Origin of the sequence: Nocardia otitidiscaviarum NBRC 14405 (genome assembly GCF_000308635.1) — a bacterium.
GTDB classification, from domain to species: domain Bacteria; phylum Actinomycetota; class Actinomycetes; order Mycobacteriales; family Mycobacteriaceae; genus Nocardia; species Nocardia otitidiscaviarum.
On the sequence record NZ_BAGD01000027.1, the window covers coordinates 37,602 to 62,637 of the forward strand.

Sequence of the window (25,036 nt, forward strand, 5' to 3'; positions counted from 1 at the left end):
AACCCTGTATCCCTCATGGTGCGGCGCTCGGTGCGAGCGCCGCCGTGGCTGTTCGCCGACTGTCAGGACTGAGCGGCCTGACGGGCCGCGTCATCGGCCGCCATGGCGTCGCGCAGGCTCTTCGGACGCATATCCGTCCAGTTCTTCTCGACATACTCGACGCAGGCGGCGCGGCTGTCCTCGCCGAACACGACTCGCCACCCGGCCGGGACCTCGGCGAAAGCCGGCCACAGGGAGTGCTGTTCCTCGTCGTTGACCAGGACGAAGAACCGGCCGTCTTCGTCGTCGAAGGGATTGGTGCTCATTTCACCTCACTGGATACTGGCGCTGTGTACGGGAACGCTGGTGGAACGCGCTCCGCTCGGTTGTCAGCCACGAGCGTCGAACGAACCCCCGACGTTGATTCGACCCTAGCAAGGCGAGCGTTACGCGTTGGCGGTTACCTTCATGCCGCGAAGAAATCGAGCAGGATCTTGTTCACGGCCTCCGGACGCTCCAGGTAGCCGAAGTGCCCGGCATCGGGAACTTCCTGGTAGCGCGCGCCCGGGATGGCCTCGGCGACCTCGCGGGACAGGTACGGGGGGATCATTCGGTCATCGGCGAAACCGATGGACAGGCACGGCACCGTAATGGCCCGGTAGGCGGCCAGGCGGTCGAAGTCGTGGTCCATCCGGCGCTGCGCGCGCACGCCGGGCGACACCGGGCCGCCGGTGAACTCGAACAGGTCCAGCCAGTCACGGGCGGCGTTCGGGTCCGCCATGGTGGCCGGGGAGAGGTTCATGACGGCGGTGAGGGCGGCGTCGTACTTGGCGGGCAGTGTGACCCCGCTGGCGTCGAGTTCGTGCTCACCCAGCGACAGCGTCTTCTGGAACTGGTCGAGCCGACCGTGCCCGGCCATGAACACCGCTTTACGCACCAGATCGGGCCGGGCGAGCGCGAGCTCCTGGGCGACCCGCGCACCCATGGAGGTGCCCGCCACCAGCGCCGGACCCTCGTCCAGGAATTCGATGAGCCCTGCGGTGTCGCGCACCAGATCGTCGACGGTCATGCCGTCGGCGGCCTCGAACGACGGGGCGATACCGCGATTGTCGAAGGTGCACACCCGGTACCCGGCGGCCACCAGCGCGGGCGTCTGATGCAGTTCCCACACCCGCCCCGGGCTGCCGGTGCCCATGATCATGACGACCAGCGGGCCCCCGCCCTTGACGTCGGTGCCCTTGGCGCGGTCGCCCTTGACCTGGTAGTTCAGCGAAATTCCGTTCACCGTGGCCAACGGCATGGACATCGACCCCTTCATCACATTGATCTCGTGCATTCGCCTGTCGTCTGCACCTCCACCGTATAGCCCGCGAGGCGCGCGACGTTTCTCACCACCGGCCGTCGGAGGCCCATCTGCACCGAGCGGACGGTTCACCTCCGAGGTGCGGATACCATGGACACCTCATAACCTGTGCACAGACATCCGAGAGGACACGATGATGGCCGCGAAGAGCAGCGCCAACGACATCGCGGACGACGATCTCGAACCGCTCGCCGACGAAACCGCCCGCCAGGCCCAGCGCGTCGTGGCCGCCTACGCCGCGGACGCCGACGAATGCCGCATGCTGCTGTCGATGCTCGGCATCGGCCCGAGCAACCGGGCCGACTGAGGCGGGTTCGACCACCGACAACTACAACGGGCTCCCTGCGACGGGCAAAGGAATCGAGTGGACCGATGAACCAGACCGACGACTCCCAGCACGATCCGGACACCGAGCCCGACGAGTTCGACGGTGTCCCCGCGGCCTACCGCGGCCCGGGGGCACTCATTCCCGATGAGGGTGCCGGTTCCGGATTCGTGGTCGTCGCGAATCGGCTGCCGGTCGACCTGGAACGCCTTCCGGACGGCAGCACCCGCTGGAAGCGCAGTCCGGGCGGTCTGGTGACGGCGCTGGAGCCCGTGCTGCGCAACAACAAGGGCGCCTGGGTCGGCTGGGCCGGTGTTCCGGACGTGGAGGTGGACCCGATCACCGAGGACGGGTTGGACCTGTTCCCGGTGCCGCTGTCGGCCGAGGAGGTGGCCGACTACTACGAGGGCTTCTCCAATGCCACGCTGTGGCCGCTGTACCACGACGTGATCGTGCGGCCGGTGTACGACCGCCAGTGGTGGCAGGCCTACGTCCAGGTGAACCGCCGCTTCGCCGAGCACACCGCGAAGGTGGCGGCGGAGGGCGCGACGGTGTGGGTGCAGGACTACCAGCTGCAACTGGTGCCGAAGATGCTGCGCATGCTGCGTCCGGATCTGACCATCGGCTTCTTCCTGCACATTCCGTTCCCGCCGGTGGAACTGTTCATGCAGATGCCGTGGCGCACCGAGATCGTGGAGGGGCTGCTCGGCGCGGACCTCATCGGCTTCCATCTGCCCGGTGGCGCGCAGAACTTCCTGTATCTGGCGCGCCGTCTCGCGGGCCAGCCGACGTCCCGCGGCACCGTCGGCGTGCGCTCGAAAATGGGTGTGGTGCAGGTGGGTTTCCGCACCGTGCGGGTCGGCGCCTTCCCCATCTCCATCGCCTCGGCCGAGCTGGACGAGCACTCGCGTCGGCGCTCGGTACGCGAACGGGCCGCGAAGATCCGTGCGGAACTGGGCGATCCGAAGACCGTCCTGCTCGGCGTGGACCGCCTGGACTACACCAAGGGCATCGATATCCGTCTCGCCGCGCTGGAGGAGCTGCTGCACGAGGGGAAGATCGACCCCGCCGAGCTGGTCATGGTGCAGCTGGCCACCCCGAGCCGGGAGCGGGTGGAGTCCTACATCCAGATGCGCGGCGATATCGAACGCCAGGTGGGTCGCATCAACGGCGAGTTCGCCCGGGTGGGTCACCCGGTGGTGCACTATCTGCACCGCCCGATTCCGCGCGAGGAGCTGATCTCGTTCTTCGTGGCCGCCGACGTCATGGTGGTGACACCGCTGCGTGACGGCATGAATTTGGTGGCCAAGGAGTACGTGGCCTGCCAGGGCGGCCTGAACGGCGCGCTGGTGCTGAGCGAGTTCACCGGTGCGGCAGCCGAATTGCGCCAGGCGTACCTGTGCAACCCGCACGATCTGGAAAGCGTCAAGGAGGCCATCCTCGCCGCGGTGAACGACGACCGCGACGCCCGTCGCCGCCGGATGCGCTCCATGCGCCGCCAGGTCCTCACCCACGATGTCGACCGCTGGGCCCGCGCCTTCCTCGACGCCCTGGCCCAGGACCGCGTGGCGGGCAGCGCCCTGCTGTCCGACGACGACGTGGACCCGGCACCGCGCCGCTGAGCGCGGCGGCGGCTCGGTTCCCGATGGACTCAGCCCACCGGCTGCGGGCGGTGGGCGCGGTCGATCTTGTCGGCCAGCGCCGTCAGCAGGTTCGCGAGCAGATCCACCGTGGTCCGATCGGTCGGGTTGCCGTCGTCGTCGAAGCGCTCGTGGGCATTGTCGATGATCACCTGTGGCTTGACCACGACATCGCTGCGCGTCTGAAGCAGCACTTGGCGCAGGGCGAGCTGGGCGCGCACGGAACCGAAGCGGCTCGGTGACGCGCCCATGATGGCGATCGGTTTGCGCAGCAGCGGGCGGCCCTCGACCTCGGCCCAGTCGGTGCTGACCCAGTCGATGGCGTTCTTGAGCACCCCGGGCATCGAATGATTGAACTCCGGTGTGGCGATGAGGAGTCCGTCCGCCTCGGTGATCCGGCGGCGCAGTTCGGTCACCACCGCCGGACGCCGGTACGGGTCGTCGAAATCCAGATCGTAGGGCGGGATGTCGCGCAGGCCCTCGTAGATCTCGATATCCAGGTCGGTGCCGAGCCGCTGCGCCGTGCGCAGCAGCGCCGTATTGTGCGAGCCCACGCTCAGGCTGCCGGAGATGGCGAGGATGCTGTACGTCACGCACTGGAGCCTATGACCGTGGGTGACGGTTTCCGGAGGGTCCGGCACGCCGCGTTCCGGACCCGATACGCCAAATCGGCCGGATCGTTCCCAGGAAACTCCCAGCCGACGTCCAGGGAGTTCCGGGGTGGGCGGCGGACGATGATCACATGACAGGTGTGCCCGCGCAGCGTGAACCCGAGGCTCGGATTCTCGTCGTCGACGATGAGCCGATGATCGTCGAGCTGTTGACGGTGAGTCTGCGGTTTCAGGGGTTCGAGGTGGCGAGTGCGGGCAGTGGCAGCGCGGGGCTGGATCGGGCCAGGACGTTTCGGCCGGATGCGCTGATCGTGGATGTGATGATGCCGGGGATGGATGGGTTCGGGCTGCTGCGGCGGCTGCGGGCCGACGGGATCGAGGCGCCGGTGCTGTTCCTGACCGCGCGCGACGATATCGAGGACAAGCTCACCGGGCTGACGCTCGGTGCCGACGACTACGTCACCAAGCCGTTCAGCCTCGAAGAGGTGGTGGCGCGGCTGCGGGTGATCCTGCGCCGCGCGGGGCGCACCGCGCCGGAGCGGACGTCCGCGCGGATTCGGTTCGCCGATATCGAACTCGACGACGACACCCACGAGGTGTGGAAGGCGGGGGAGCCGGTCGCCCTGTCGCCCACCGAATTCACGCTGCTGCGCTATTTCATGGTCAATGCGGGAACCGTGCTCAGCAAGCCACGCATTCTGGATCACGTGTGGCGCTACGACTTCGGCGGTGAGGTCGGGGTGGTGGAGACGTATGTGTCCTACCTGCGCAAGAAGGTGGACAACGGGCCGGAGCGGCTCATTCACACGCTGCGCGGCGTCGGCTACGTGATGCGGGAATCGCGCAGCCGGTCGGGTGCGCGATGAACGCTGTGCGGCAGCGGGTTTCGCACCGGCTCGCCGCGGTGCCGCTGCGCACCACGCTCACCCTGGCACTGGTGCTGGTGGCGGCACTCGGATTGCTGATCTCAGGGGTGGCGGTCACCTCGGCCATGCGCGGGGTGCTCGTCGAACGGCTCGACCGGCAGTTGGACGAGGCGGTGCACACCTGGGCGCGGCCCGGTGCACCGCGACCGGATACCCCGCCGCCGGTGCGACCGGACCAGAATTCGCCGCCGCAGCTGTTCTATGTGCGGGTCTACGATCCGCACGGAAATCTGCTGCTGCACGGCGATTCCGGATCCTACGAGCCCGATGTGCCCGCGGATATGGGCCGCGGACCGATCACCGTCGGCTCGGTGGGCGACGCCGCGGTGACGTGGCGGGTGCTGCGGTGGTCGGGGCCGTCGGGCACCAGCACCGTCGCGGTGCCGCTGGAACAGACCGAGACCTTCATCGATCGGCTCATCGTGCTCCAGGCCGTGATCGGTGTGCTGGTGCTGGCGGTGCTGGCGGTGGTCGCGCGACTGGTCATCCGGCGCAGTCTCCGCCCGCTGCGCGGGGTGGAGGAGACCGCCGCCGCCATCGCCGACGGCGACCTGCACCGCCGAGTTCCGGTGCGCGGCACCGACACCGAGGTCGATCACCTCTCGCGATCACTGAACGGCATGCTCACCCAGATCCAGCAGGCGTTCGCGGCCACCGAGGCGTCGGAGGAGGCGGCGCGGCGCTCGGAGGCCAAGATGCGCCGGTTCGTGGCCGACGCCAGCCATGAGCTGCGCACGCCGCTCACCACCATCCAGGGCTTCTCGGAGCTGTATCGGCAAGGGGCCGTGACTGATCCGGCGGTGTTCATGGACCGCATCGAACACGAGTCCAAGCGGATGGGGCTGCTGGTGGAGGACCTGCTGATGCTGGCGCGTCTGGACGCGCAGCGCCCGGTGGAGCGGCGGCCGGTGGATCTGCTGACGCTGGCCAGCGATGCCGTGCACGCCGCGCGGACGGTGGACGCCGCGCGGCGGCCGGACGGTCCGGCCCGGCCGATCGAACTCGAGGTCGCCGACGGCACCGGCACCGTGGAGGTTTCCGGGGACGAGGCGCGGCTACGGCAGGTGTTCACGAATCTGGTGCACAACGCACTGGTGCACACCCCGCCGGAGGCGGCGGTGACCGTGCGCCTCACCCCCGCCGCGGACGCGGTGCTGCTGGAGGTGGCCGACACCGGTCCCGGGCTGGAACCGGAGCAGGCCGAGCGGGTGTTCGAGCGGTTCTATCGCGCCGACGCCTCCCGCAGCAGGGAGAGCGGCGGCAGCGGGCTGGGGCTGTCCATCGTGCAGGCGCTGGTGGCCGCGCACGGCGGCACCGTCGCGGTGACGAGCACGCCCGGTGTCGGGACCACGTTCACGGTGCGGCTGCCGCGCACCTACTCCGGGACGTTGGCCCCGTAACCCAGGTCGCGCAGCGCCTGCTTGATCTTGGCCTGGGCCTCGTCGAGGGATTCCTTGCTCGGGTCGGTGTCGGCTCCGGAGATGTCGAAATCACCGAGCTCGAAGGCGGGGAAGACGTGCATGTGCAGGTGCGGCACCTCCAGACCGGCGATGAGCAGGCCCGCGCGGGGCGCGTCCCAGGCCGCCCGCACCGCCTTGCCGATCCGCTGCGCCACCGCGCTCATGCGCGCGAAGGTCTCCGGGTCCAGGTCCTGCCACTGGTCGATCTCCTTGCGCGGCACCACCAGCGTGTGCCCCTGAGTGACGGGGGCGATGGTCAGGAATGCGACGAATTCGTCGTCCTCCCACACGAACCGGCCGGGAAGCTGGCCGGAGATGATTGCGGAGAAAACAGAAGCCATAGCGGCAGCGTACGCGCGGCGGCCACGGGTCGTCGGTGCGCGCGCCTACACTCGCCTCGAGCATCCCGCCACCGCGCCGAGGAGACCAGGCCATGCCGACCATCAGCGTTACCCGGGAAATCGCCGCGCCGCCCGAACGGGTCTGGGCCGTGGTCACCGATATCGACCGTGCCGCCGAGGTGATGAAGGGCATCGACAAGGTCGAGCGGGTCGGCGGCGGCACCGGATTCGAGGTCGGTACCACGTGGCGGGAGACCCGGACCATGTTCGGCAGGCAGAGCACCGAGACCATGGCGGTGACGGCCATCGAGCCCGGCCGCTCCTACACCGTCGAAGCCGATTCCCACGGCACCCATGTCACCTCGGTCATCACCGTCACGGCGCAGGGCGACGGCACGCTGCTGGCCATGACCTTCGGCGGGGAGGCCCGAGGGCTCGCGGGCAAGCTGGCCGGGGTGCTCGGCAAGCTGTTCGAGGGCGCGACCCGCAAGCTGGTGCAGCGCGACCTCGACGACATCGCCGCCGCCGCCGAAGCCTGACGGTCAGACCGCCACGAAGTGCGAGAGGATGCTCTGCACCTCGTAGATGTCCACCTGGCGGTTGAAGCGCTTCTGCACCGGCTCCGGGGAGCCACCGATCCAGATGCACAGTTCGGCGTCCAGATCGAAGGTACCCGCGGTCTCCACCGAGAAATGCGTGATGGCCCGGTACGGGATGCTGTGATAACTCACCTTGCGGCCCGTCATGCCCTGTTTGTCGACGATGATCAATCGCCGATTCGTGAACAGGATGGCGTCGCGCACCAGCAGGTACGCGGCGTACACCTGTTCCCCCTGACCGAACAGCTTCGCGTACTCCTGCTGTGCGGAGTTCGGATCGATGCGTCCGGCATTGCCCATCAGTCCGTCGATCAAGCCCATCGGCCTGCACATCCTTCGCGCGATCGCGGTGGCGGCTGTCACCCCCATCATCCCTGCCGGAGGGCTGATCCGCACCGAACCGACGTCACCTAAGCTGTTGCCCGTGCGCGTACTCGTCATCGGCTCCGGAGCCCGTGAACATGCCCTCGTCCTGGCCTTGCGGCGGGACCCGGCGGTGACCGCGGTGAACGCGGCGCCCGGCAACGCGGGCATCGCCCAGCACGCCGAGATCCGGTCGGTCGACCCCTGCTCCGGCGACGAGGTGGTGGCGCTGGCGCGCGACGTCGAAGCCGATCTGGTGGTGATCGGACCGGAGGTGCCGCTGGTGCTCGGCGTCGCCGACGCGGTGCGTGCGGCCGGGATCGCCTGCTTCGGACCGTCCGCCGAGGCCGCGCGGATCGAAGGATCCAAGGCGTTCGCCAAGGACGTCATGAACGCCGCCGGGGTGCGGACCGCGCACAGCGAGGTCGTGGACAGCCCGGGTGAACTCGACGCGGCGCTGGACCGCTTCGGGCCGACCTGGGTGGTCAAGGACGACGGGCTGGCCGCCGGCAAGGGCGTGGTGGTCACCGCGGATCGGATGGCCGCGCGCGACCACGCCGCCGAATGCCTGGAGATGGGGCATCCGGTGCTGCTGGAGTCGTTCCTGGACGGGCCCGAGGTGTCGCTGTTCTGCCTGGTCGACGGGGAGACGGTGGTGCCGCTGCTGCCCGCGCAGGACCACAAGCGGGTGGGCGACGGGGACACCGGGCCCAATACCGGCGGGATGGGCGCGTACACGCCGCTGCCGTGGCTGCCGGAGCAGACCGTCACCGCCATCGTCGACGAGGTGGTGAAACCCGTTGCGGCCGAGATGGTTCGCCGGGGGACGCCGTTCTCCGGGCTGCTGTACGCCGGGCTCGCCATCGGTCAGGCCGGTCCGGCGGTGGTCGAATTCAACTGCCGCTTCGGCGATCCCGAGACCCAGGCGGTGCTGGCCATGCTCGACAGCCCGCTCGGCGAACTGCTGCACGCCACCGCCACCGGCACCCTGGACCGGGTCGCCGCACCGCGCTGGAAGGACGGTGCCGCGGTCACCGTCGTGCTGGCCGCCGAGAACTACCCGGGGCGGCCGCGCACCGGCGATGTCATCAGCGGAGCCGAATCCGCCGGTACCGGAACCGAATCCGAGGTGCTGCACGCGGGCACCGCGCAGCGCGCCGACGGGGCGCTGGTCTCGGCGGGCGGCCGGGTGCTGTCGATCGTCGGCCACGGCGCCGATCTCGAGGCGGCGCGCGAGAACGCCTACGCCCGCCTGGCCGGAATCAAGCTGCCGGGCAGCCACTTCCGCACCGATATCGCACTGGCGGCCACCGAGAACCGAATCACGGTGCCCACCACCGTCTGAGGACGCCCGGAAACCTTCCGGCTCAGTTCAGGGACAGGCCGTGCAGGGCGAGCCAGCGCTGCGGGTCCACGTGCCGGCCGTTCTGGATGACCTCGAAGTGCAGGTGCGGGCCGGTGGAGTCGCCGCGGTTGCCGATGCGGGCGATCTGCATTCCGGCCGGGACGCGCTCGCCCACCGAGACGATGAAGTCGTACATGTGCCCGTAGACGGTGATGGTGCCGTCGTCGTGGCGGATGCGCACCCACAGGCCGAATCCGGCGGCGGGGCCCGCGTCGACGACCGTGCCCGCGGCCACGGCGTAGATGGGGGAGCCCAGCGGCGCGGCGATGTCGATGCCGTTGTGGAAGGTGCCCCAGCGCTGGCCGAACGCCGAGGTGAACAGACCCTTGGCCGGGAGCGCGAAGCCGCCGATGCTGGGCAGCACGAACCCGGGCGGCAGCGCGCCGCCGGGATCGGCGCCGGAATTCAGCCACGGCTGCGTCTCACCGGCCACCGCCGCGGCCGCCTCGGCCTTGGCCCGCTCCAGCGTGGCCCGCGCGGCCGCCGCCACCACGGCCGCCTCGCGCAGCTTCTCCCCGTGGTCGATGGCGTCCAGGTAACGCTTGGTCGACGCCGCCGGCGCCGCCACCTGCAGCGGATATGCCGTGGGCACCCGCAGCGCCACCCCGGGCTCTGCCGGTGCGTCCACCGGAATGATCGCCAGCGGACTGTCCGCCCCCGCGAACACCAGCACCGCCGCCATCCCCGCCAGCAGATACCGATGCGCCCCCGCCCACGCCCGCACCACCGGCGCCTGCCGCCGCACCCGGGGCCCCAACTCCCGCACGTCCTCGCGGTTCTTCGGTACCTCCCGCCACACCCGCGCGCTCGCCCCTCGCACCCGCGCACCGACGGGTTCGACCACCCGTCCGACCTCGTCCCGCGCCGCCGCCATCCGTGCGACGCCCGCCGCCACCCGATCCGCCGCCCGCCGTCGCACCGCCGCACCGCGGCCACCCGCACGATCCCCCGGCGCCCGCCGCCCCACCTCCGCCCGCAGCCCCGGCACGAACCGGCCGCCCCCGAACTCCCGGATCCGCCCGCCCGCCGCGAGTTCGCCGTCAACCGCCGCGTCGCCGTCAACCGCCGCGTCGCCGTCAACCGCCGCGTCGCCGTCAACCGCCGCGTCGCCGTCAACCGCCGCGTCGCCGTCAACCGCCGCGTCGCCGTCAACCGTCGCGTGGTTGTCGGCTGTCGCGTGGTTGTCGGCCGCTGCGTCGTTGTCGGCCACGGCGCTGTCGTCGACGGCTGCGCTGCCCGCGTCCTCGGATTCAGGCCGGTCGGCGTGGTTCGTCGCCGTGGTGCGTTCGGTGCCGACCACGGAGTCGCCCCGCCCGGGGTGCGGTTCGCCGGGTTCGGTGGTGTCGGCTGCGACGGGCGTTATGACCTCCTGGTCGATGTGGTGTCCCCCCGACACGGTGTTCTGCTCAGTCATTCCGGCGGGGATTGCGGGACCGACGGGGGAGCGGGTGCTCTACCGTCTGTCGAGTGCGTATCGAATCTCGCCGGTCGACCATTCCACCTTTCTACGTGATGGACGTCTGGAAAGCAGCAGCGGAGCGGGCCCGGACACACGGGGATGTGCTGGTGCTGGCGGCGGGGCAGCCGTCCACTCCGGCGCCGCGACCGGTGCTGCGGGCCACCAGGGCGGCCATGGAACGTGAGTTGCTCGGCTACACCGAGACATTCGGAATCCTGCCGCTGCGCGAGGCCATCGCGGGCCATCACCGGGACACCTACGGGGTGGCGGCGACGGCCGACGACGTGGTGGTGACGACCGGATCGTCGGGCGCGTTCACGCTCATCTTCCTGGCCGCCTTCGACGCCGGGGACACCGTGGTGGTGGCGCGGCCGGGCTATCCGGCCTACCGCAACACCCTCACCGCGCTGGGCTGCGACGTGGTGGAGCTGGACTGCGGCCCGGAAACCCGATTCCAGCCCACCGTCGCCATGCTGGAGGCGCTGCCGCAGCCCCCGGCGGGCCTGATCGTGGCCAGTCCGGCCAATCCCACCGGCACCATGATCGATCCGGCGGAGCTGGCCGCCCTGGCCCGCTGGTGCGACGAGCACGGCACGCTGCTCATCTCCGACGAGATCTACCACGGCATCGTCTACGCCGACACCGAGCCGACCGCCTCGGCCTGGGAGACCTCCCGGAATTCGGTGGTCATCGGCTCGGTGTCGAAGTACTTCTCCATGACCGGCTGGCGGCTGGGCTGGATGCTCGCGCCCGCGCACCTGCGCCCGGCGCTGCAGCGGCTGGCCTCGAATATGACCGTCTGCCCACCCGCCATCTCCCAGTACGCGGCGATGCACGCCTTCGGCGCGGAGGCCAAGGCCGAACTCGACGGGCATGTCCGCCGCTATGCGGAGAATCGTCGGCTACTGCTGGAGGGGCTGCCGAAACTCGGCATCACCGACCTGGCTCCGGCCGACGGCGCGTTCTACGCCTACGCCGATATCGCGCACCTCACCGACGACTCCATGGCGTGGTGCACCGAGGTGCTGAACCGCACCGGCGTGGCCCTCGCCCCGGGAATCGATTTCGACACCCGTCACGGTCGGCACACGGTGCGATTCTCCTTCGCCGGAGCCACGGCCGATATCGAAGAGGCGTTGGCGCGACTGGAAACCCATCTGAGCTGACGCGCGGCCCGGCGGAGTGATGCCGTGAGTTTGCCGGAGCGATCCCGACCGGTCCGGCGAGCGGAGCCGAGCGGCGATGTCCCGCAAAGACTTTCCGGACTCGCCCCCCATCCTTCGCCGATGCGGTACAACCGTTGTAATGCGAATTCCGCACGGCTCGTCGGCAGCCCATCCGAACTGGAAAACACACAGATCGCACCCATTTGGCACAGATGAACCGATGATGACTGGCACGATGACGTGGTGATCACCGCGACGACTCCGAAAGGCGAACGGCGTCGCCAAGCGCTGGTTGCAGCTGCCGCCGAGTTGCTACTCGAGGGTGGGTTCGAAGCGGTACGACACCGCTCGGTTGCGACGCGCGCGGATCTGCCGCTCGCCTCGACGACGTATTACTTCGAATCCCTCGAGGATCTGATCGCGCGCGCGGTCGAGTTCTCCGGCAATGCCGAACTCGAGAACATGCGCCGTCGCGTCGGTGAGGTGACCCACCGCCGCCGCGGCGCGGAGGCCACCGTCGAACTGATCCTCGACCTGCTGGTGTGCCCGGACGGGCAGGACCAGGACACGGAATCGCGCGGCCAGCTGATCGCCCGCTACGAGCGATCGGTCGCCTCCGCCCGCCACCCGGAGCTACGCGAGGTACAGCTCCGACTACGCGCGCAGCTCGACGAGCTGCTCGCCGACGTACTGCGGCGGTCCGATCGGGTGGTGCGGGCCGAACAGATACGACGGCTGGTGTCGGTGGTCGACGGCGCGGTGGTGACCGCGCTCGGCGAACTCGATCCGCAACCCCGGCGGGCGGCCCGGGGAGCGCTGCTGGAACTCATCGACATCGTCGCGCCGCCGGTGTGACGCGAGCCCGGGATCGGCGCGCGCATCCCTGAGATCGCGGGGCCGGAGTGCGCGGGTGAGCCGGGGTACGGAGGCCGTCGCCGAGCTAACTAGACTCACTCGACGTGAGTCTTGTCCCGAACGTCCTCGCCACCCGTTACGCCAGCCCCGAGTTGGTGCACCTGTGGTCGCCCGAGAACAAGATCGTGCTCGAGCGGCGGCTCTGGCTGGAGGTGCTGCGCGCCCAGGCCGAACTGGGCGTGGACGTTCCGGCCGGAGTGGTCGAGGACTACGAGCGGGTCGTCGACCAGGTCGACCTGTCGTCCATCGCCGAGCGGGAGCGCGTCACCCGCCACGACGTGAAGGCCCGCATCGAGGAGTTCAACGCCCTCGCCGGGCATGAGCACGTGCACAAGGGCATGACCTCGCGCGACCTCACCGAGAATGTCGAGCAGTTGCAGATCCGCCTGTCGCTCGAGCACGTGTACGCGCACGGCGTGGCCGTCGCGGCGCGGCTGGCCGAGCGGGCCACGCAGTACCAGCCGCTGGTGATGGCGGGCCGCTCGCACAATGTGGCGGCCCAGGCCACCACCCTCGGCAAGCGCTTCGCCTCCGCCGCCGACGAACTGCTCATCGCGCTCACCCGCCTGCGCGAGCTGATCGCCCGCTACCCGCTGCGCGGTATCAAGGGCCCGATGGGCACCGCCCAGGACATGCTTGACCTGCTCGGCGGCGATGCCGCGAAACTGGCGCAGCTGGAGCAGAAGGTGGCGCGGCACCTCGGTTTCGCCACCGTGTTCACCAGTGTCGGTCAGATCTATCCGCGCTCGCTCGACCACGATGTGCTCTCGGCGCTGGTGCAGGTGGGCGCGGGCCCGTCGTCCTTCGCGCACACCATTCGCCTGATGGCCGGGCACGAGCTGGTCACCGAGGGCTTCCAGCCCGGTCAGGTCGGCTCGTCGGCCATGCCGCACAAGATGAACACCCGCTCCTGCGAGCGCGTCAACGGCCTGCAGGTGGTGCTGCGCGGCTACGGCTCCATGGCGGCCGAGATGGCGGGCGCGCAGTGGAACGAGGGCGATGTGTTCTGCTCGGTCATCCGCCGGGTCGCGCTGCCGGACGCCTTCTTCGCCATCGACGGCATGATGGAGACCTTCCTGACGGTGCTGGCCGAATTCGGCGCGTACCCGGCGGTCGTCGAACGTGAACTCGAGCGCTACCTGCCGTTCCTGGCCACCACCCGCATTCTGATGGCGGCGGTGCGGGCCGGGGTGGGCCGGGAGGCCGCGCACGAGGTCATCAAGGAGCACGCCGTCGCGGTGGCGCTGGCCATGCGCGAGCAGGGCCGCGAACCCGACCTGCTGGATCGCCTGGCCGCGGACGACCGGATGCCCCTGGACCGTGCCGCCCTGGACGCGGCGCTGGCGGACCGCACCGCCTTCATCGGTGCGGCCGAGGCGCAGACGGCGGACGTCATCGCCCAGGTGCAGAAGCTGGTGGACGCCAACCCCGAGGCGGCGCGCTACACGCCGTCGCCGATTCTCTAAGCGAGAGAACGTATTCGGTAGGCAATGGTTCTAGGCTGCCGGGCATGAATCCGTACACGATCTTCTCCGATATCGTCGCCGGCCGCGCACCCTCGTCCAAGGTGTACTCCGACGATGATGTGTTGGCGTTCATGGATATTCGGCCGTTCACCCCCGGGCATCTGCTGGTGATCCCGAAGGTTCCGGCCAAGAGTCTGGCGGAGCTGGATCCGGTCGTCGGCGGGAAGCTGTTTCAGGTCGGCCAGCGCCTCGCCGCGGCGCTGCGGGAGTCGGAGGTCGGCTGCGACGGGGTGAATTTCTTCCTCGCGGACGGCGTGACGGCGGGGCAGGAGGTGTTCCATGTGCATCTGCATGTGATTCCCCGCACGCCGGGCGACGGCTTCGGATTGCGGGGGCGGCCGACGACGCCGCAGCGTGCGGATCTGGACTACCTGGCGGGCTCGATCCGGGGTGCGCTGGATCGGCTGTAATTCATAGCGGCACGGCATTACCATATGCGTACCACATGGTTTGCCAAAGACACGCCGTATGACTGTTTCCGCCCCTCCGTGCATCCGTGTGGGTAACGTGTAACCCCTCTTGTGGTGGGCTTGATGGAGGTGGGGATATGTATCGTAGAGCCGTTGCGGCGGCCGTTCTTTCGATCGCTGTCGGTTTGCTCAGCCCGGTGCTGGCCGAACCGGCAACCGCGAGCGCGGCGCAGGTCGTCCGGATCGACGACCTCGCTCCCACCCGCTCGGCGATCTTCATCCACTCCGCCGCCATGAACCGCACGATTCAGGTGCAGGTGCTGCACCCGGCGGGCGGCGGCGCGCGGCCCTCCTACTACCTGCTCGACGGCCTGGATCCCGGTGCGGGGCAGAGCACCTGGACCAATGCCACCGACGCCGAACCGTTCTTCCGCGGCAAGAACGTCAATGTCGTGCTGCCGATGGGCGGACAGGCCAGCTACTACACCGACTGGATCGCCGACGACCCGAAGTTCGGCCGGTACCGCTGGGAAACCTTCCTCACCGAGGAACTGCCGCCGATCATCGACAGCCATTTCGCGGGCAACGGCGTGAACGCCATCGGCGGCCTGTCCATGGGCGGCAACGCGGCCTTCATGCTGGCGACGCGGCGGCCGGACCTGTATCGCGCGGTGGCGGGCTACAGCGCTTGCCCGGACACCTCCATCGCCCAGGGTGCGATGCTGTTCTCCATCGCCAATCGCGGTGGCAATCCGTTCAATATGTGGGGTCCGGTCTCGAGTCCCGCGTGGGCCGAACACAATCCGGCACTGCTGGCGGACCGGTTGCGGGGCAAGACCATTTACCTGTCCACCGGCACCGGGCTGCCCGGTCCGCACGAACTCGAGATCAAACCCCAGCTGCCGGAGAACATCTTCTTCGGCGGTCCCATCGAATTCGGCGTGAACGCCTGCGTGACCGCGTTCGAGAGTCGCCTGCGGGAGCTCGGTATTCCGGCCCGCGTCGACTACAGCCCGGTCGGGACGCACTCCTGGTCGTACTGGAAGGACACGCTGCACTCCTCGTGGCCGACCATCGCCGGGGCGATCGGGGCCTGATCCGCCCGGAAATCAGTTTCGGGGGCGGTTGAATTCACCGTCCTTGGCACCGGCCACGAAGGCCGCCCACTCGCCCGGGGTGAAGATCAGCACGGGCCCGTCCGGGTCGGCGGAATTGCGCAATCCGATATTTCCGCTGGCCAGGAAGGCGACCTCGACACCGTCGCCGGTGTCGGTGCTGCGCCGCCATACGGCATCGGGCTCGATCTCGCGGTTCTTGGCTTCCACTCGAACTCCTGTGCGTGGTGGTACCGGACGGTGATTTGGGTCGCACTCATACTGCCAGGGTTTGCCGGTTGCCCGGATCGGATATTCCATCTTGTGTCAGCAGGAAGGAGGTATGGTGCGCACGCCATGGTCCCCTCAGCGAGCAGCCCCCATCTCCGATAGTTGTGAGGTAGTGCCCGGTCGCTTCACCATCGAATTGGCACAGAGCATTCTGCGAATCCACCGAAGTTGTCCGACCGATCAGTGCGCACGACGCAAGGCGGCAGTCTTCTACCTCTACGAGCAGAATCGCCATCTGGCCGGTAACGGCCGTCGTCGGCTGCGCTAGCCGTCGGCACTCCGGGTCCGAGCCGTCGTAGCCTGAGCGCGACGGCCGGGTGCGCGCCGGGCGGGCGGAGTTGCGCACTACGGTGGATCGCATGGCTCTGGACAGTGGTAGCGCAGCGACGACCTCCGAATCCGTGGTGACCGCGCCGATCGCGAAGCGGGTTCCGGCGGAGCGCGTCCATCACGGTGATGTGTTCACCGACGAGTACGAATGGTTGCGGGACAAGGAGAATCCCGAGGTCATCGCGTATCTGGAGGCGGAGAACGCCTATACCGACGCGCAGACGGCGCAGTTGGGGCCGCTGCGGGAGAAGATCTTCGACGAGATCAAGTCGCGTACCCAGGAGACCGATCTGTCGGTGCCGACGCGCATGGGCGACTGGTGGTACTACTCGCGCAGTTTCGAGGGCAAACAGTACGGCGTGCACTGCCGCTGCCCGATCGGCGACCGGGACGACTGGACCCCGCCGCAACTCGAGGTCGATACCGAGGTCCCCGGCGAGCAGGTGCTGCTGGACAGCAATGAACTGGCCGAGGGGCACGACTTCTTCGCCCTCGGCGCGTTCTCCATCAGCCACGCGGGCGATCTGCTGGCCTACTCCGTCGACACCGTCGGCGACGAGCGCTACGTGCTGCGCTTCAAGAATCTGGAGACCGGCGAGGCGCTGGCCGACGAGATCCCGGGCACCGCGCCCGGCGCGACCTGGTCGCTGGACGGCACCCACGTCTTCTACCAGACCGTCGACGAGTCCTGGCGGCCCGACACCGTGTGGCGGCACCGCCTGGGCACCGCCCAGGACGCCGATGTCAAGGTCTTCCACGAGCCCGACGAGCGCTACTGGGTCAGCATCGGCGCCACCCGATCGGAGAAGTACCTCGTCATCTGGGTCGGCTCCAAGATCACCACCGAGGGCTGGATCCTGGAGTCCGACCAGCCCGAGGGCGAGTTCCGGGTGCTCATGCCGCGCCGCGAAGGCGTGGAGTACTCGGCCGAGCACGCCGTCATCGGCGGCGCGGACCGGCTGCTCATCCTGCACAACGATGTCGTCGACGGCGTGAAGGCGGAGAACTTCGTACTCGCCGAGGCCCCGGTCGACGATCCCGCGAATCAGCGCGTCCTCATCGGTCACCGCGACGATGTGCGGCTCGAGGATGTCGACGCCTTCTCCGACAAACTGGTGCTGTCCTACCGCCGTGAGGCGCTGCCGCGCGTCGCGGTCTGGCCGCTGACCGCCGACGGCTACGGCGAACTCGCCGAGATCCAGTTCGGCCTGGAGCTGTTCGCCGCCGGGCTGGGCTCCAATCCGGAGTGGGAGCAGCCGACCCTGCGCATGGGGGTCACCTCCTTCATCACGCCGATGCGGATCTTCGACTACGTGCCGGCCACCGGCGAGATGCTGCTGCGCAAGGAACAGCCGGTGCTCGGCGACTTCCAGGCCGACGACTACGAGCAGCATCGGGTGTGGGCGGTGGCGTCGGACGGCACCCGCATTCCGGTGTCCATCGTCAAGCGCAAGGATCTCGGCGACGGCCCGAAGCCGCTGCTGCTCTACGGTTACGGCTCCTACGAGGCCAGTATCGATCCGGGCTTCTCGGTGGCGCGACTGTCGCTGCTGGATCGCGGCATGGTGTTCGCGGTCGCGCATGTGCGCGGCGGCGGTGAGATGGGCCGCCTGTGGTACGAGCACGGCAAGACGCTCACCAAGAAGAACACCTTCACCGATTTCGTCTCCTGCGCACGGCATCTCGTGGACACCGGTGTCACCGCGCCCGACCGCATGATCGCCGACGGCGGCAGTGCGGGCGGCCTGCTGGTGGGCGCGGTGGCCAATCTCGCGCCGGAGCTGTTCGCGGGCATCCTGGCCAACGTGCCTTTCGTGGACCCGCTGACCTCCATCCTCGACCCGTCGCTCCCGCTCACCGTGATCGAATGGGACGAATGGGGGAATCCCCTGGCGGACAAGGAAGTCTACGAGTACATGAAGTCGTACTCGCCGTACGAGAACGTGGCGGCGGTGGACTATCCGGCCATCCTGGCCATCACCAGCCTCAACGACACCCGTGTGCTCTACGTGGAACCGGCCAAGTGGGTCGCGAAACTGCGTGCCACCAAGACCGGCGACAGCCAACTGCTGCTCAAGACCGAGATGACCGCCGGGCACGGCGGCGTCTCCGGCCGCTACGAGAAGTGGAAGGAAGTCGCGTTCGAATTCGCCTGGGTGCTGGAGAAGGTCGGCCTGGCCGACCGCTGAGCCGTCGCACCGGGACACGGCGGTCGCCCGGACCGCCGTGCCCCCCTTGGCGACAACACGTTCCGCTATCGCCGCGAGCCGGACCCGCGGGCATTCGACGTCGGCACCGCCGCCGTGGCCGAGTGGGTGAAGCCGCCCACGTCCGCCCGGGTGAGCGGGGCGGATCGGGGATTCTCGCGCAGTTGGGCGATACCGCGCCCCATATCGGCGAGCAGCAGGTCGATCATGTCGACGCTGAAGCCGTGGCGCAGCACCGCGCGCATGATGGTCTCGTGCTCGCGGTCGGCGGGCAGCGGGTAGGCGGCGATCAGCCAGCCGCGGGTGCGCAGGCGATCGGACAGGTCGTAGAGGTTGAAACCGGGATCGCCGTCCCGCAGCGTCCAGGACACGGCGGTGATGCCGCGCCGCGGATCGCCGTCGTGGATCAGCTCGAAGGGGCCGAGGTGGCGCACCCCCGCCGCCAGGTGTCGCGCGACCCGGTAGATCTGCTGCTGGACCCGCCGGTAGCCGGTCCGGCCGAGCCGGATGAAGTCGTAGTACTGGGTGATCACCTGCCCGCCGGGGCGGGAGAAATTGAGATTGAAGGTGGCCATGCTGCCACCCAGATAGTCGACGTCGAAGATGAGCTCCGCGGGCAGGTCGGCCGCCTCCCGCCAGATCGCCCAGCCCGCGCCGAGCGGGGCCAGCCCGGTCTTGTGGCCGGAGGCGTTGATCGATTTCACCCGGGGCAGCCGGAAATCCCACTCCAGATCCGGAGCGCAGAACGGGGCGAGGAAGCCACCGCTGGCGGCGTCGACGTGGATGGGGATGTCGAGCCCGGTGCGGGTCTGGATCTCGTCGAGCGCACGGCTGATCCCGGCGACGTCCTCGAACAGTCCGGTGAAGGTCTGCCCGAAGGTGGGCACCACCATGATGGTGTTCTCGTCGACGAACCCCGCGATATCGTCCGGATGCAGGGTGAGGCGGTCGCCGCGCAGCGGCACCTGCCGGATTTCCACGTCGAAGTAGCGGGCGAACTTCTCCCAGCACACCTGGACCGGGCCGCACACGAAGTTGGGCGTGCCCGTGCCGCCGCGAGCGCGCCAGCGGAACTTGGCGGCCAGGCCGCCCAGCATGGCGGCCTCGCTGGAGCCGGTGGTGGAGGTGCCCAGAGCGGTGGCCGGGTCGGGGGCGTGCCACAGGTCGGCCACCATCCGGACCGCGCGCCGCTCGAGTTCGGCGGTCTGCGGGTATTCGTCCTTGTCGACGATGTTCTTGTCGATGGAGTCGTTCATGAGCCGCCGGGCCTGATCGTCCACCCAGGTGGTGCAGAAGGTCGCCAGATTCATGCGGGAGACGCCGTCGAGCATGAGTTCGTCGTGCACGATCTCGTAGGCGACCTGGGGCAGCATCTCCGGCTCCGGAAAGCCCGCCTTGGGCGCACCGTGGCGCAGGCCGGGCAGCGCGTACAGGTCATGGGATTCGGACTTCTCGGCCATGCTGCCTCCGGATTCGCGGCCGGTAGTTGCCACTCTTCGAGTACTTACGCGTTCATTACCGAAACTCGTTGGACAGCTTACCGTTTCATATCCGAAATTCGGTTGCTGGACGATTACCATCCTGCATATGGACTATCACCACGGTCGCGAGCGCGTGGTTCGATGATGGCGACGACCAGGGCCGCGACGGCCACCAACTACCTCCCCTGGATCACGCTGGCCCTGATGACCACCAGCTCGGTGGCGAGCCTGCGGGCCGCGCCGACCATGGCGGTCTACGGACTGGTGTGCGTATTCCTCTACCTGCTGCCCGCCGTGCTGTTCCTGTTGCCCACCGCCTTCGTGGCGGCGGAGCTGGCGTCCGGCTGGGCGGTCGGGGTGTACCGGTGGGTGGGGGAGGGGATCTCGCAACCGGCGGGTACGTGGCCATCGTCATCATCACCATCTACTGGGCGGCGGTGTACATCTCCTCGCAGGGCACCAAAACCGTGGCTGGACTGTCGAGTGCGGGACTGGTCATCGGCACCCTGATACCCGGAGCGCTGCTGACGCCGCCACCGCCAAGGCCGAGCGGTTGCACGCCCGGCTGCTCGCCGCGGGACTGGCCGCGCCCGATCCGCGGGTCATCGCCGACTCGCTCGGCGCCGACGGCGGGCTGGTGTGCCAGGACCCGTCGTCACCGCTGGTCCAGGCGCGCTACCAGGCCGCCATCAGCAATGGCGCGACCGGTCCGGGAGCGCGGCCGGTCACCTGGGACCGCGATCTGCTGGCGGCCACCGCCCTGGCCATCGAGACCTACTTGCCCGGATCGCCTCGCCGCCTACCTGGAGGAGACGGGAACACTGAGAACCGGTGACACGCTGAAACCTCGAGGCAACCAGTAAGTCAGGAGCTTGCTATGACCGATACCGCCGGGGCGGAAGACGATCCGCGCATCGCCGCACTGCGCGCCGCCGTGCGCAAGCACATGCCACAGGCGAAAGCCGATCTCGCCGAGCTGGTTTCGTTCAAGTCGGTGGCCGACCCCCGCCAGTTCCCGGCCGAGGAATGCCGAAAGGCCGCCCAATGGGTGGCCGACGCCTTCGTCGCCGAGGGGCTCACCGACGCCGGACTGCACACCACCCCCGACGGCACCGACACCGTGGTGGCCCGCCGCGCCGCACCCGCCGGGAAGCCGACCGTCATGCTGTACTCCCACTACGACGTACAGCCGCCGCTGGACGACGCGGCCTGGCATACACCGGTGTGGCAGCTCACCGAACGGGACGGGCGCTGGTACGGGCGCGGGGCGGCGGACTGCAAGGGCAATATCGTCATGCACCTCACCGCCCTGCGGGCGCTACGGGAAGTTCTGGGGGACAAGGGTTTCCCAGTGGGCTTGACCTTGGTGTCGGAGGGCTCGGAGGAGCAGGGCACGGGCGGGCTGGAGCGATTCGTGCCGGAGCACGCGGACCTGCTGCGCAGCGACACCATCCTCATGTGCGACACCGGCAACTTCGCGGTCGGCGTGCCCACCTTCACCGAGACGCTGCGCGGCAACGTGAATGTCGTCGTCACTGTCGAAACCCTCGCCAGCCCCATGCATTCGGGCATGTTCGGCGGCGCCGCGCCGGACGCGCTGGCGGCGCTCATCCACCTGCTGGCGACCCTGCGGGACGAGCACGGCAACACCACCGTGGACGGACTGGCCAACGACCAGGTGTGGGACGGGGTGCAGTATCCGCCGGAGCAGTTCCGGGCCGACGCCACCGTGCTGCCCGGGGTGGATCTGGTCGGCAGCGGGACGCCCGCCGATATGCTCTGGGCGCGTCCGGCGCTGACCGTGCTCGGCATCGACGCGCCCAAGGTGGTCGGGTCGTCGGCCGCCATCCAGTCCACCGCCGCCGCCCGGCTCAACCTGCGGATTCCACCCGGGACCGATCCGGGGCAGGCGCTGCGGCTGCTCGCCGCGCATCTGGAGCGGCACACCCCCTGGCATGCCAGGGTGACGGTCGAGACGGAAGGCGTCGGCGCGCCGTTCAGGTCGGCGGCCGGGGGATCGGCCCGCACCGCCATGGCGGCCGCGCTGGCCGCCGCCTACGGTCGTCCGGCCACCACGGAGGGGCAGGGCGGAGCCATTCCGCTGTGCAATGTCTTCGCCGACACCTACCCGGACGCCGAGATCATGCTGTTGGGGGTGGAGGAGCCCAAGTGCCTGATCCACGCGCCCAACGAGAGCGTGGATCCGACCGAGATCGAGCATATGGCGCTGGCGGAGGCGCTGTTCCTGGCCTCGTACGCGGATTAGAACTCGGTGTGGTCCTCCGGCTCGATGACCCGGAAATCCGTTCCGGCGGGCGTCATTTCATTGAGTCGGCCGAAGTAGATGCCCTGCGCCGCGTCCGCGATGATCCCGTAGTGGATGGGGAACGCGGTGCGGGGGTTCACGGCCCGCAGGTAGTCGACGGCCTCGCTGATCTTCATCCACGGCGCGACGGCGGGCAGGGCGAGGACGCCCACGGGGACCGGCGGCACCCACAGCGAGTCGCCGGGGTGGACGAGTTCGGCCGGATCATCCGGGGTGCCGAGTTGGAAGACCGTATTGTCGATGACCGGAATCTCGGGGTGGATGACGGCGTGGCGGCCACCGCCGCCGGTTATTTGTACATTTCCAACTTTCAAGACATTTCCGGCATGCACGGCTTCCCACGGTTCCGCCCGCTGCTGCGCGGTCTGCGGATCGGAAAGCAATCGCGCCTTAGGATTGCCTTCGATAAGTTCGCTTATCCGATTCGGGTCGATATGGTCGGGATGCTGATGGGTCACGGCAATGGCGTCCAATCCGGTGATGCCCTCGAAACCGTGCGAGAAGTTGCCGGGATCGAACAGGATCTTCGTGCCGTGCAGTTCCACGAGAATGCAGGAGTGTCCGAAATGGGCTATGCGCATGCTGTATATACTGCCCCTCCGCTTCGCTCCGGGGCGGGTTCGCGGCGCTGGAAGTCTCGGTTCTTCCCTCCCTACGCTCCCCCGCTTCGCTCCTCCGCTCCGGTCAGTCCAGAACCGAGACGCGCCGCGAACCGGCAGGTTGTGGTGAGCGGCACGATCGAGCAGACCCGGCGAGGTGTTCTCGAGCGGTGGCAATTACGCTGATCAGGTAAACCCCCACCAGCTTTAGGAGCAACACGTGGCACGTGTCGTGGTCGAGGTGATGCCGAAGGCCGAGATCCTGGATCCGCAGGGTCAGGCCATCGTCGGCGCGCTCGGGCGCCTGGGACACCCGGGCATCTCGGATGTGCGCCAGGGCAAGCGATTCGAACTCGATGTCGACGACAACGTCAGCGACGACGAGCTCGAGCGGATCGCCGAATCGCTGCTCGCCAACACCGTCATCGAGGACTGGAAGGTCGTCCGGCTGTGAGCGCGCGCATCGGTGTCATCACCTTTCCGGGCACGCTCGACGATGTCGACGCCGCCCGCGCGGTGAAAATTGCCGGTGCCGAGGCCGTCAGCCTGTGGCACGCCGACGCCGACCTGAAGGGTGTCGACGCGGTCATCGTGCCCGGTGGTTTCTCCTACGGTGACTACCTGCGCTGCGGCGCCATCGCCCGCTTCGCGCCCGTCATGGACGAAGTGGTGCGGGCCGCCGGCCAGGGCATGCCGGTGCTGGGCATCTGCAACGGCTTCCAGGTGCTGTGCGAGGCCGGGCTGCTGCCGGGCGCGCTCACCCGCAACGAGGGGCTGCACTTCATCTGCCGCGACCAGTGGTTGCAGGTGGAGACCGCCGATACGGCGTGGACCTCCCGCTACGAACCCGGTGCCCAGATCCTCATCCCGCTCAAGTCCGGTGAGGGCCGCTACCAGGCGTCCGAGGCCGTCCTCGACGAGCTCGAGGGGGAGGGCCGCGTGGTCTTCCGCTACGCGGGCGACAACCCGAACGGTTCCCAGCGCGGCATCGCCGGTATCGCCTCGGCCAACGGCCGGGTCGTCGGCCTCATGCCGCATCCGGAGCACGCCACCGAGGCGCTCACCGGCCCCAGCGACGACGGGCTCGGCATGTTCCTGTCGGTGCTGGACACCCTGGTCTCGGCGTAGTCAGCAGATGCGGTCCAGGATGTCGAAATCGACGCCGTCGACCGCCGCGATATAGCCGGGCAGCACCACCTGCTGTCCTGCGAATCGCCTTTCCCCCGAAGGGGTTTCGAGCACGCGGTCGTCCTGTACGGCCGCGTGCACGCGTTTCACGTCCAGTGATCCCGCCGCGTCCGCCATGGCCGCCAAGGTGTGAATCGCCTCGTACTCGGTATTACTGAAATTAGTGAGGGCGGGCGCGAATTGACCGTGCAGCCGTCTGTACCGGGCCAGCCGGTCGGAGTCCGCGCCCGCGTTCATGAAAAAGCTCGACGGCACATACAGATTCCGGTTGGCCGGTGCGCCCCCGGTGAGCAGCACGTTCTGATCCACCGCCGGGCTCACCCGCAGCTGCCGCTCGGCCCGCCCCACCCGGGTGAACTGGCGGTTGAACCGCGCCACATCGGCCCCGACCAGCAGCACGATCACGCCGTCCGCGCGATCCAGACGCGGATCGGCCAGGAACTCGGTGAAATCCTCGGTGCCCAGCGGCACGAACATCTCCAGCGGCAGCGGCGGCTCCCGCCCGGTCCCGGACAGTTCGGCGCGCACCACCTCGGCGGTCCGCCGCGGCCACACGTAGTCGTTGCCGATGATCGCCCAGCGGCGCGCTCCCAGTTCACGGCGCAGCCAGCGCAGGGCGGGCAGGATCTGGCGGCTCGGATCCGATCCGACCAGAAAGAGCCCCGGTGGGGCCTGATCCAGGCCCTCGTTGTCGGTGGCGAACAGGTACGGCACCCGCCCCGCCGTCACCCGGGCCACCGCCCGCCGCACCGCCGAGGTGTGCCAGCCGGTGACGGCGTGCACCATGCCGGTGGCCAGCAGCGCCTCCACCTCCCGCGCCACCTCCTCGGGATCGCGGCCCCCGTCGATGTGTGTCGTGCGCAATTCCCGCCCGAGAATTCCAGTGCCACTGTTGATTTCTTCGGCGGCCAGAGAAATGGCGGCCTCACAGGACGGTGCGAAGATACCGCCGGGCCCCTGGAGCGGGACTATGTTGAGGATCTCGATACTGTGATCGAGATTCTCCGGCGGCGGTACCATCGGTTACTCTGC

27 protein-coding genes are annotated in these 25,036 nt (G+C 68.9%); 17 read left to right on the plus strand and 10 right to left on the minus strand.

Annotated elements, in window-relative coordinates; genetic code table 11:
• Positions 1–62: 62 nt before the first annotated feature.
• Entirely contained in the window at positions 63–305 is a 243-nt protein-coding gene (locus ON31_RS03615) for an MbtH family protein (RefSeq protein WP_019931522.1), read from the minus strand.
• Between the two features lie 140 nt (positions 306–445).
• Positions 446–1,279: an alpha/beta fold hydrolase gene (locus tag ON31_RS03620; protein WP_039809311.1), complete on the minus strand. Its 834-nt coding sequence runs from the start codon at positions 1,277–1,279 to the stop codon at positions 446–448.
• A gap of 199 nt (positions 1,280–1,478) precedes the next feature.
• Between ON31_RS03620 and ON31_RS36460 the strand changes: the two genes are divergently transcribed.
• Both ON31_RS36460 and ON31_RS03625 read left to right on the plus strand, forming a co-directional pair.
• Positions 1,479–1,649, plus strand: coding sequence for a hypothetical protein (locus ON31_RS36460; RefSeq protein WP_169334996.1), 171 nt, complete (start codon positions 1,479–1,481; stop codon positions 1,647–1,649).
• A gap of 65 nt (positions 1,650–1,714) precedes the next feature.
• On the plus strand, positions 1,715–3,289 hold the full coding sequence (locus ON31_RS03625; RefSeq protein WP_228813233.1) for an alpha,alpha-trehalose-phosphate synthase (UDP-forming): 1,575 nt from the start codon (positions 1,715–1,717) through the stop codon (positions 3,287–3,289).
• A gap of 29 nt (positions 3,290–3,318) precedes the next feature.
• Here the strand turns inward: ON31_RS03625 and ON31_RS03630 are convergent, their stop codons facing one another.
• Positions 3,319–3,900, minus strand: a complete 582-nt coding sequence (locus ON31_RS03630) for an NADPH-dependent FMN reductase (RefSeq protein WP_039809238.1) — start codon at positions 3,898–3,900, stop codon at positions 3,319–3,321.
• A gap of 149 nt (positions 3,901–4,049) precedes the next feature.
• Here ON31_RS03630 and ON31_RS03635 point away from each other — a divergent pair, with 149 nt between their 5' ends.
• The gene (locus tag ON31_RS03635; protein ID WP_039809240.1) at positions 4,050–4,784 is read left to right on the plus strand and encodes a response regulator transcription factor; all 735 of its coding nucleotides are present in this window, start codon (positions 4,050–4,052) and stop codon (positions 4,782–4,784) included.
• Positions 4,781–6,244 carry a sensor histidine kinase gene (locus tag ON31_RS03640; RefSeq protein ID WP_051036783.1) on the plus strand — a complete coding sequence of 488 codons (1,464 nt, stop codon included), beginning with the start codon at positions 4,781–4,783 and terminating at the stop codon, positions 6,242–6,244. Before ON31_RS03635 ends, ON31_RS03640 begins: the two co-directional genes overlap by 4 nt.
• On the opposite strand, the gene ON31_RS03645 is transcribed toward ON31_RS03640, so the two are convergent.
• Positions 6,220–6,645 carry an HIT family protein gene (locus ON31_RS03645; RefSeq protein WP_029926417.1) on the minus strand — a complete coding sequence of 142 codons (426 nt, stop codon included), beginning with the start codon at positions 6,643–6,645 and terminating at the stop codon, positions 6,220–6,222. The two genes, ON31_RS03640 and ON31_RS03645, sit on opposite strands and share 25 nt — an antisense overlap.
• Positions 6,646–6,737: 92 nt before the next feature.
• Between ON31_RS03645 and ON31_RS03650 the strand changes: the two genes are divergently transcribed.
• A complete protein-coding gene (locus tag ON31_RS03650) occupies positions 6,738–7,184 on the plus strand; it encodes an SRPBCC family protein (protein ID WP_029926418.1) in 447 nt (148 codons plus the stop codon).
• Positions 7,185–7,187: 3 nt separating this feature from the next.
• On the opposite strand, the gene ON31_RS03655 is transcribed toward ON31_RS03650, so the two are convergent.
• A complete protein-coding gene (locus ON31_RS03655; RefSeq protein ID WP_029926419.1) occupies positions 7,188–7,565 on the minus strand; it encodes a PH domain-containing protein in 378 nt (125 codons plus the stop codon).
• A gap of 103 nt (positions 7,566–7,668) precedes the next feature.
• Here ON31_RS03655 and purD point away from each other — a divergent pair, with 103 nt between their 5' ends.
• Entirely contained in the window at positions 7,669–8,952 is a 1,284-nt protein-coding gene (gene purD, locus ON31_RS03660) for a phosphoribosylamine--glycine ligase (RefSeq protein WP_039809243.1), read from the plus strand.
• 22 nt (positions 8,953–8,974) lie between these two features.
• Here purD and ON31_RS38495 read toward each other — a convergent pair whose 3' ends face one another.
• Entirely contained in the window at positions 8,975–10,426 is a 1,452-nt protein-coding gene (locus tag ON31_RS38495; RefSeq protein WP_370450385.1) for a M23 family metallopeptidase, read from the minus strand.
• Positions 10,427–10,479: 53 nt separating this feature from the next.
• Here ON31_RS38495 and ON31_RS03675 point away from each other — a divergent pair, with 53 nt between their 5' ends.
• From ON31_RS03675 to ON31_RS03695, 5 genes are all read left to right on the plus strand, one after another.
• Complete coding sequence (locus ON31_RS03675; protein ID WP_195144981.1) at positions 10,480–11,637, plus strand: pyridoxal phosphate-dependent aminotransferase; 1,158 nt, start codon at positions 10,480–10,482, stop codon at positions 11,635–11,637.
• A 243-nt stretch (positions 11,638–11,880) separates the two neighbouring features.
• On the plus strand, positions 11,881–12,492 hold the full coding sequence (locus ON31_RS03680; RefSeq protein ID WP_039809319.1) for a TetR/AcrR family transcriptional regulator: 612 nt from the start codon (positions 11,881–11,883) through the stop codon (positions 12,490–12,492).
• Positions 12,493–12,596: 104 nt separating this feature from the next.
• Positions 12,597–14,018 carry an adenylosuccinate lyase gene (purB, locus tag ON31_RS03685; RefSeq protein ID WP_039809246.1) on the plus strand — a complete coding sequence of 474 codons (1,422 nt, stop codon included), beginning with the start codon at positions 12,597–12,599 and terminating at the stop codon, positions 14,016–14,018.
• Between the two features lie 44 nt (positions 14,019–14,062).
• Positions 14,063–14,488, plus strand: coding sequence for an HIT family protein (locus ON31_RS03690; RefSeq protein ID WP_039809248.1), 426 nt, complete (start codon positions 14,063–14,065; stop codon positions 14,486–14,488).
• A 137-nt stretch (positions 14,489–14,625) separates the two neighbouring features.
• Positions 14,626–15,585 (plus strand): alpha/beta hydrolase, encoded by a 960-nt coding sequence (locus tag ON31_RS03695; protein WP_039809250.1) that lies wholly within the window; start codon positions 14,626–14,628, stop codon positions 15,583–15,585.
• 12 nt (positions 15,586–15,597) lie between these two features.
• On the opposite strand, the gene ON31_RS03700 is transcribed toward ON31_RS03695, so the two are convergent.
• Positions 15,598–15,813, minus strand: a complete 216-nt coding sequence (locus ON31_RS03700; RefSeq protein WP_029926432.1) for a DUF397 domain-containing protein — start codon at positions 15,811–15,813, stop codon at positions 15,598–15,600.
• Between the two features lie 419 nt (positions 15,814–16,232).
• Here ON31_RS03700 and ON31_RS03705 point away from each other — a divergent pair, with 419 nt between their 5' ends.
• Complete coding sequence (locus ON31_RS03705) at positions 16,233–18,392, plus strand: S9 family peptidase (RefSeq protein ID WP_051036786.1); 2,160 nt, start codon at positions 16,233–16,235, stop codon at positions 18,390–18,392.
• A gap of 65 nt (positions 18,393–18,457) precedes the next feature.
• Here the strand turns inward: ON31_RS03705 and gad are convergent, their stop codons facing one another.
• A complete protein-coding gene (gene gad, locus ON31_RS03710) occupies positions 18,458–19,870 on the minus strand; it encodes a glutamate decarboxylase (RefSeq protein WP_039809252.1) in 1,413 nt (470 codons plus the stop codon).
• 165 nt (positions 19,871–20,035) lie between these two features.
• Here gad and ON31_RS03715 point away from each other — a divergent pair, with 165 nt between their 5' ends.
• From ON31_RS03715 to ON31_RS03725, 3 genes are read left to right on the plus strand one after another with little or no spacing between them, the layout of a single operon-like run.
• Entirely contained in the window at positions 20,036–20,401 is a 366-nt protein-coding gene (locus ON31_RS03715; RefSeq protein WP_039809254.1) for a hypothetical protein, read from the plus strand.
• 43 nt (positions 20,402–20,444) lie between these two features.
• Entirely contained in the window at positions 20,445–20,726 is a 282-nt protein-coding gene (locus tag ON31_RS37225; protein ID WP_051036788.1) for a hypothetical protein, read from the plus strand.
• Between the two features lie 42 nt (positions 20,727–20,768).
• Positions 20,769–22,157 carry a dipeptidase gene (locus ON31_RS03725; protein WP_039809256.1) on the plus strand — a complete coding sequence of 463 codons (1,389 nt, stop codon included), beginning with the start codon at positions 20,769–20,771 and terminating at the stop codon, positions 22,155–22,157.
• On the opposite strand, the gene ON31_RS03730 is transcribed toward ON31_RS03725, so the two are convergent.
• Positions 22,154–22,798 carry an MBL fold metallo-hydrolase gene (locus ON31_RS03730; protein ID WP_039809257.1) on the minus strand — a complete coding sequence of 215 codons (645 nt, stop codon included), beginning with the start codon at positions 22,796–22,798 and terminating at the stop codon, positions 22,154–22,156. The genes ON31_RS03725 and ON31_RS03730 overlap by 4 nt on opposite strands.
• Positions 22,799–23,036: 238 nt before the next feature.
• Here ON31_RS03730 and purS point away from each other — a divergent pair, with 238 nt between their 5' ends.
• A complete protein-coding gene (gene purS / locus ON31_RS03735) occupies positions 23,037–23,270 on the plus strand; it encodes a phosphoribosylformylglycinamidine synthase subunit PurS (RefSeq protein WP_029926445.1) in 234 nt (77 codons plus the stop codon).
• The gene (gene purQ / locus ON31_RS03740) at positions 23,267–23,944 is read left to right on the plus strand and encodes a phosphoribosylformylglycinamidine synthase subunit PurQ (RefSeq protein WP_039809259.1); all 678 of its coding nucleotides are present in this window, start codon (positions 23,267–23,269) and stop codon (positions 23,942–23,944) included. The genes purS and purQ overlap by 4 nt, the downstream gene beginning before the upstream one ends.
• On the opposite strand, the gene ON31_RS03745 is transcribed toward purQ, so the two are convergent.
• Positions 23,945–25,024, minus strand: a complete 1,080-nt coding sequence (locus ON31_RS03745; RefSeq protein WP_039809261.1) for a substrate-binding domain-containing protein — start codon at positions 25,022–25,024, stop codon at positions 23,945–23,947. It abuts the gene before it with no gap.
• Positions 25,025–25,036 lie beyond the last annotated feature (12 nt).

Coding starts and splice junctions, on each gene's coding strand:
- ON31_RS38495 (WP_370450385.1), bottom strand. CDS start 10,426: ATGACTGAGCAGAACACCGTGTCGGGGGGACACCACATCGACCAGGAG.
- ON31_RS03615 (WP_019931522.1), bottom strand. CDS start 305: ATGAGCACCAATCCCTTCGACGACGAAGACGGCCGGTTCTTCGTCCTG.
- ON31_RS03695 (WP_039809250.1), top strand. CDS start 14,626: ATGTATCGTAGAGCCGTTGCGGCGGCCGTTCTTTCGATCGCTGTCGGT.
- ON31_RS03640 (WP_051036783.1), top strand. CDS start 4,781: ATGAACGCTGTGCGGCAGCGGGTTTCGCACCGGCTCGCCGCGGTGCCG.
- ON31_RS03745 (WP_039809261.1), bottom strand. CDS start 25,024: ATGGTACCGCCGCCGGAGAATCTCGATCACAGTATCGAGATCCTCAAC.
- ON31_RS03655 (WP_029926419.1), bottom strand. CDS start 7,565: ATGGGCTTGATCGACGGACTGATGGGCAATGCCGGACGCATCGATCCG.
- ON31_RS03690 (WP_039809248.1), top strand. CDS start 14,063: ATGAATCCGTACACGATCTTCTCCGATATCGTCGCCGGCCGCGCACCC.
- ON31_RS03625 (WP_228813233.1), top strand. CDS start 1,715: ATGAACCAGACCGACGACTCCCAGCACGATCCGGACACCGAGCCCGAC.
- ON31_RS03715 (WP_039809254.1), top strand. CDS start 20,036: ATGGCGACGACCAGGGCCGCGACGGCCACCAACTACCTCCCCTGGATC.
- ON31_RS03620 (WP_039809311.1), bottom strand. CDS start 1,279: ATGCCGTTGGCCACGGTGAACGGAATTTCGCTGAACTACCAGGTCAAG.
- gad (WP_039809252.1), bottom strand. CDS start 19,870: ATGGCCGAGAAGTCCGAATCCCATGACCTGTACGCGCTGCCCGGCCTG.
- ON31_RS03635 (WP_039809240.1), top strand. CDS start 4,050: ATGACAGGTGTGCCCGCGCAGCGTGAACCCGAGGCTCGGATTCTCGTC.
- ON31_RS03650 (WP_029926418.1), top strand. CDS start 6,738: ATGCCGACCATCAGCGTTACCCGGGAAATCGCCGCGCCGCCCGAACGG.
- ON31_RS36460 (WP_169334996.1), top strand. CDS start 1,479: ATGGCCGCGAAGAGCAGCGCCAACGACATCGCGGACGACGATCTCGAA.
- ON31_RS03645 (WP_029926417.1), bottom strand. CDS start 6,645: ATGGCTTCTGTTTTCTCCGCAATCATCTCCGGCCAGCTTCCCGGCCGG.
- ON31_RS03725 (WP_039809256.1), top strand. CDS start 20,769: ATGACCGATACCGCCGGGGCGGAAGACGATCCGCGCATCGCCGCACTG.
- ON31_RS03730 (WP_039809257.1), bottom strand. CDS start 22,798: ATGCGCATAGCCCATTTCGGACACTCCTGCATTCTCGTGGAACTGCAC.
- ON31_RS03705 (WP_051036786.1), top strand. CDS start 16,233: ATGGCTCTGGACAGTGGTAGCGCAGCGACGACCTCCGAATCCGTGGTG.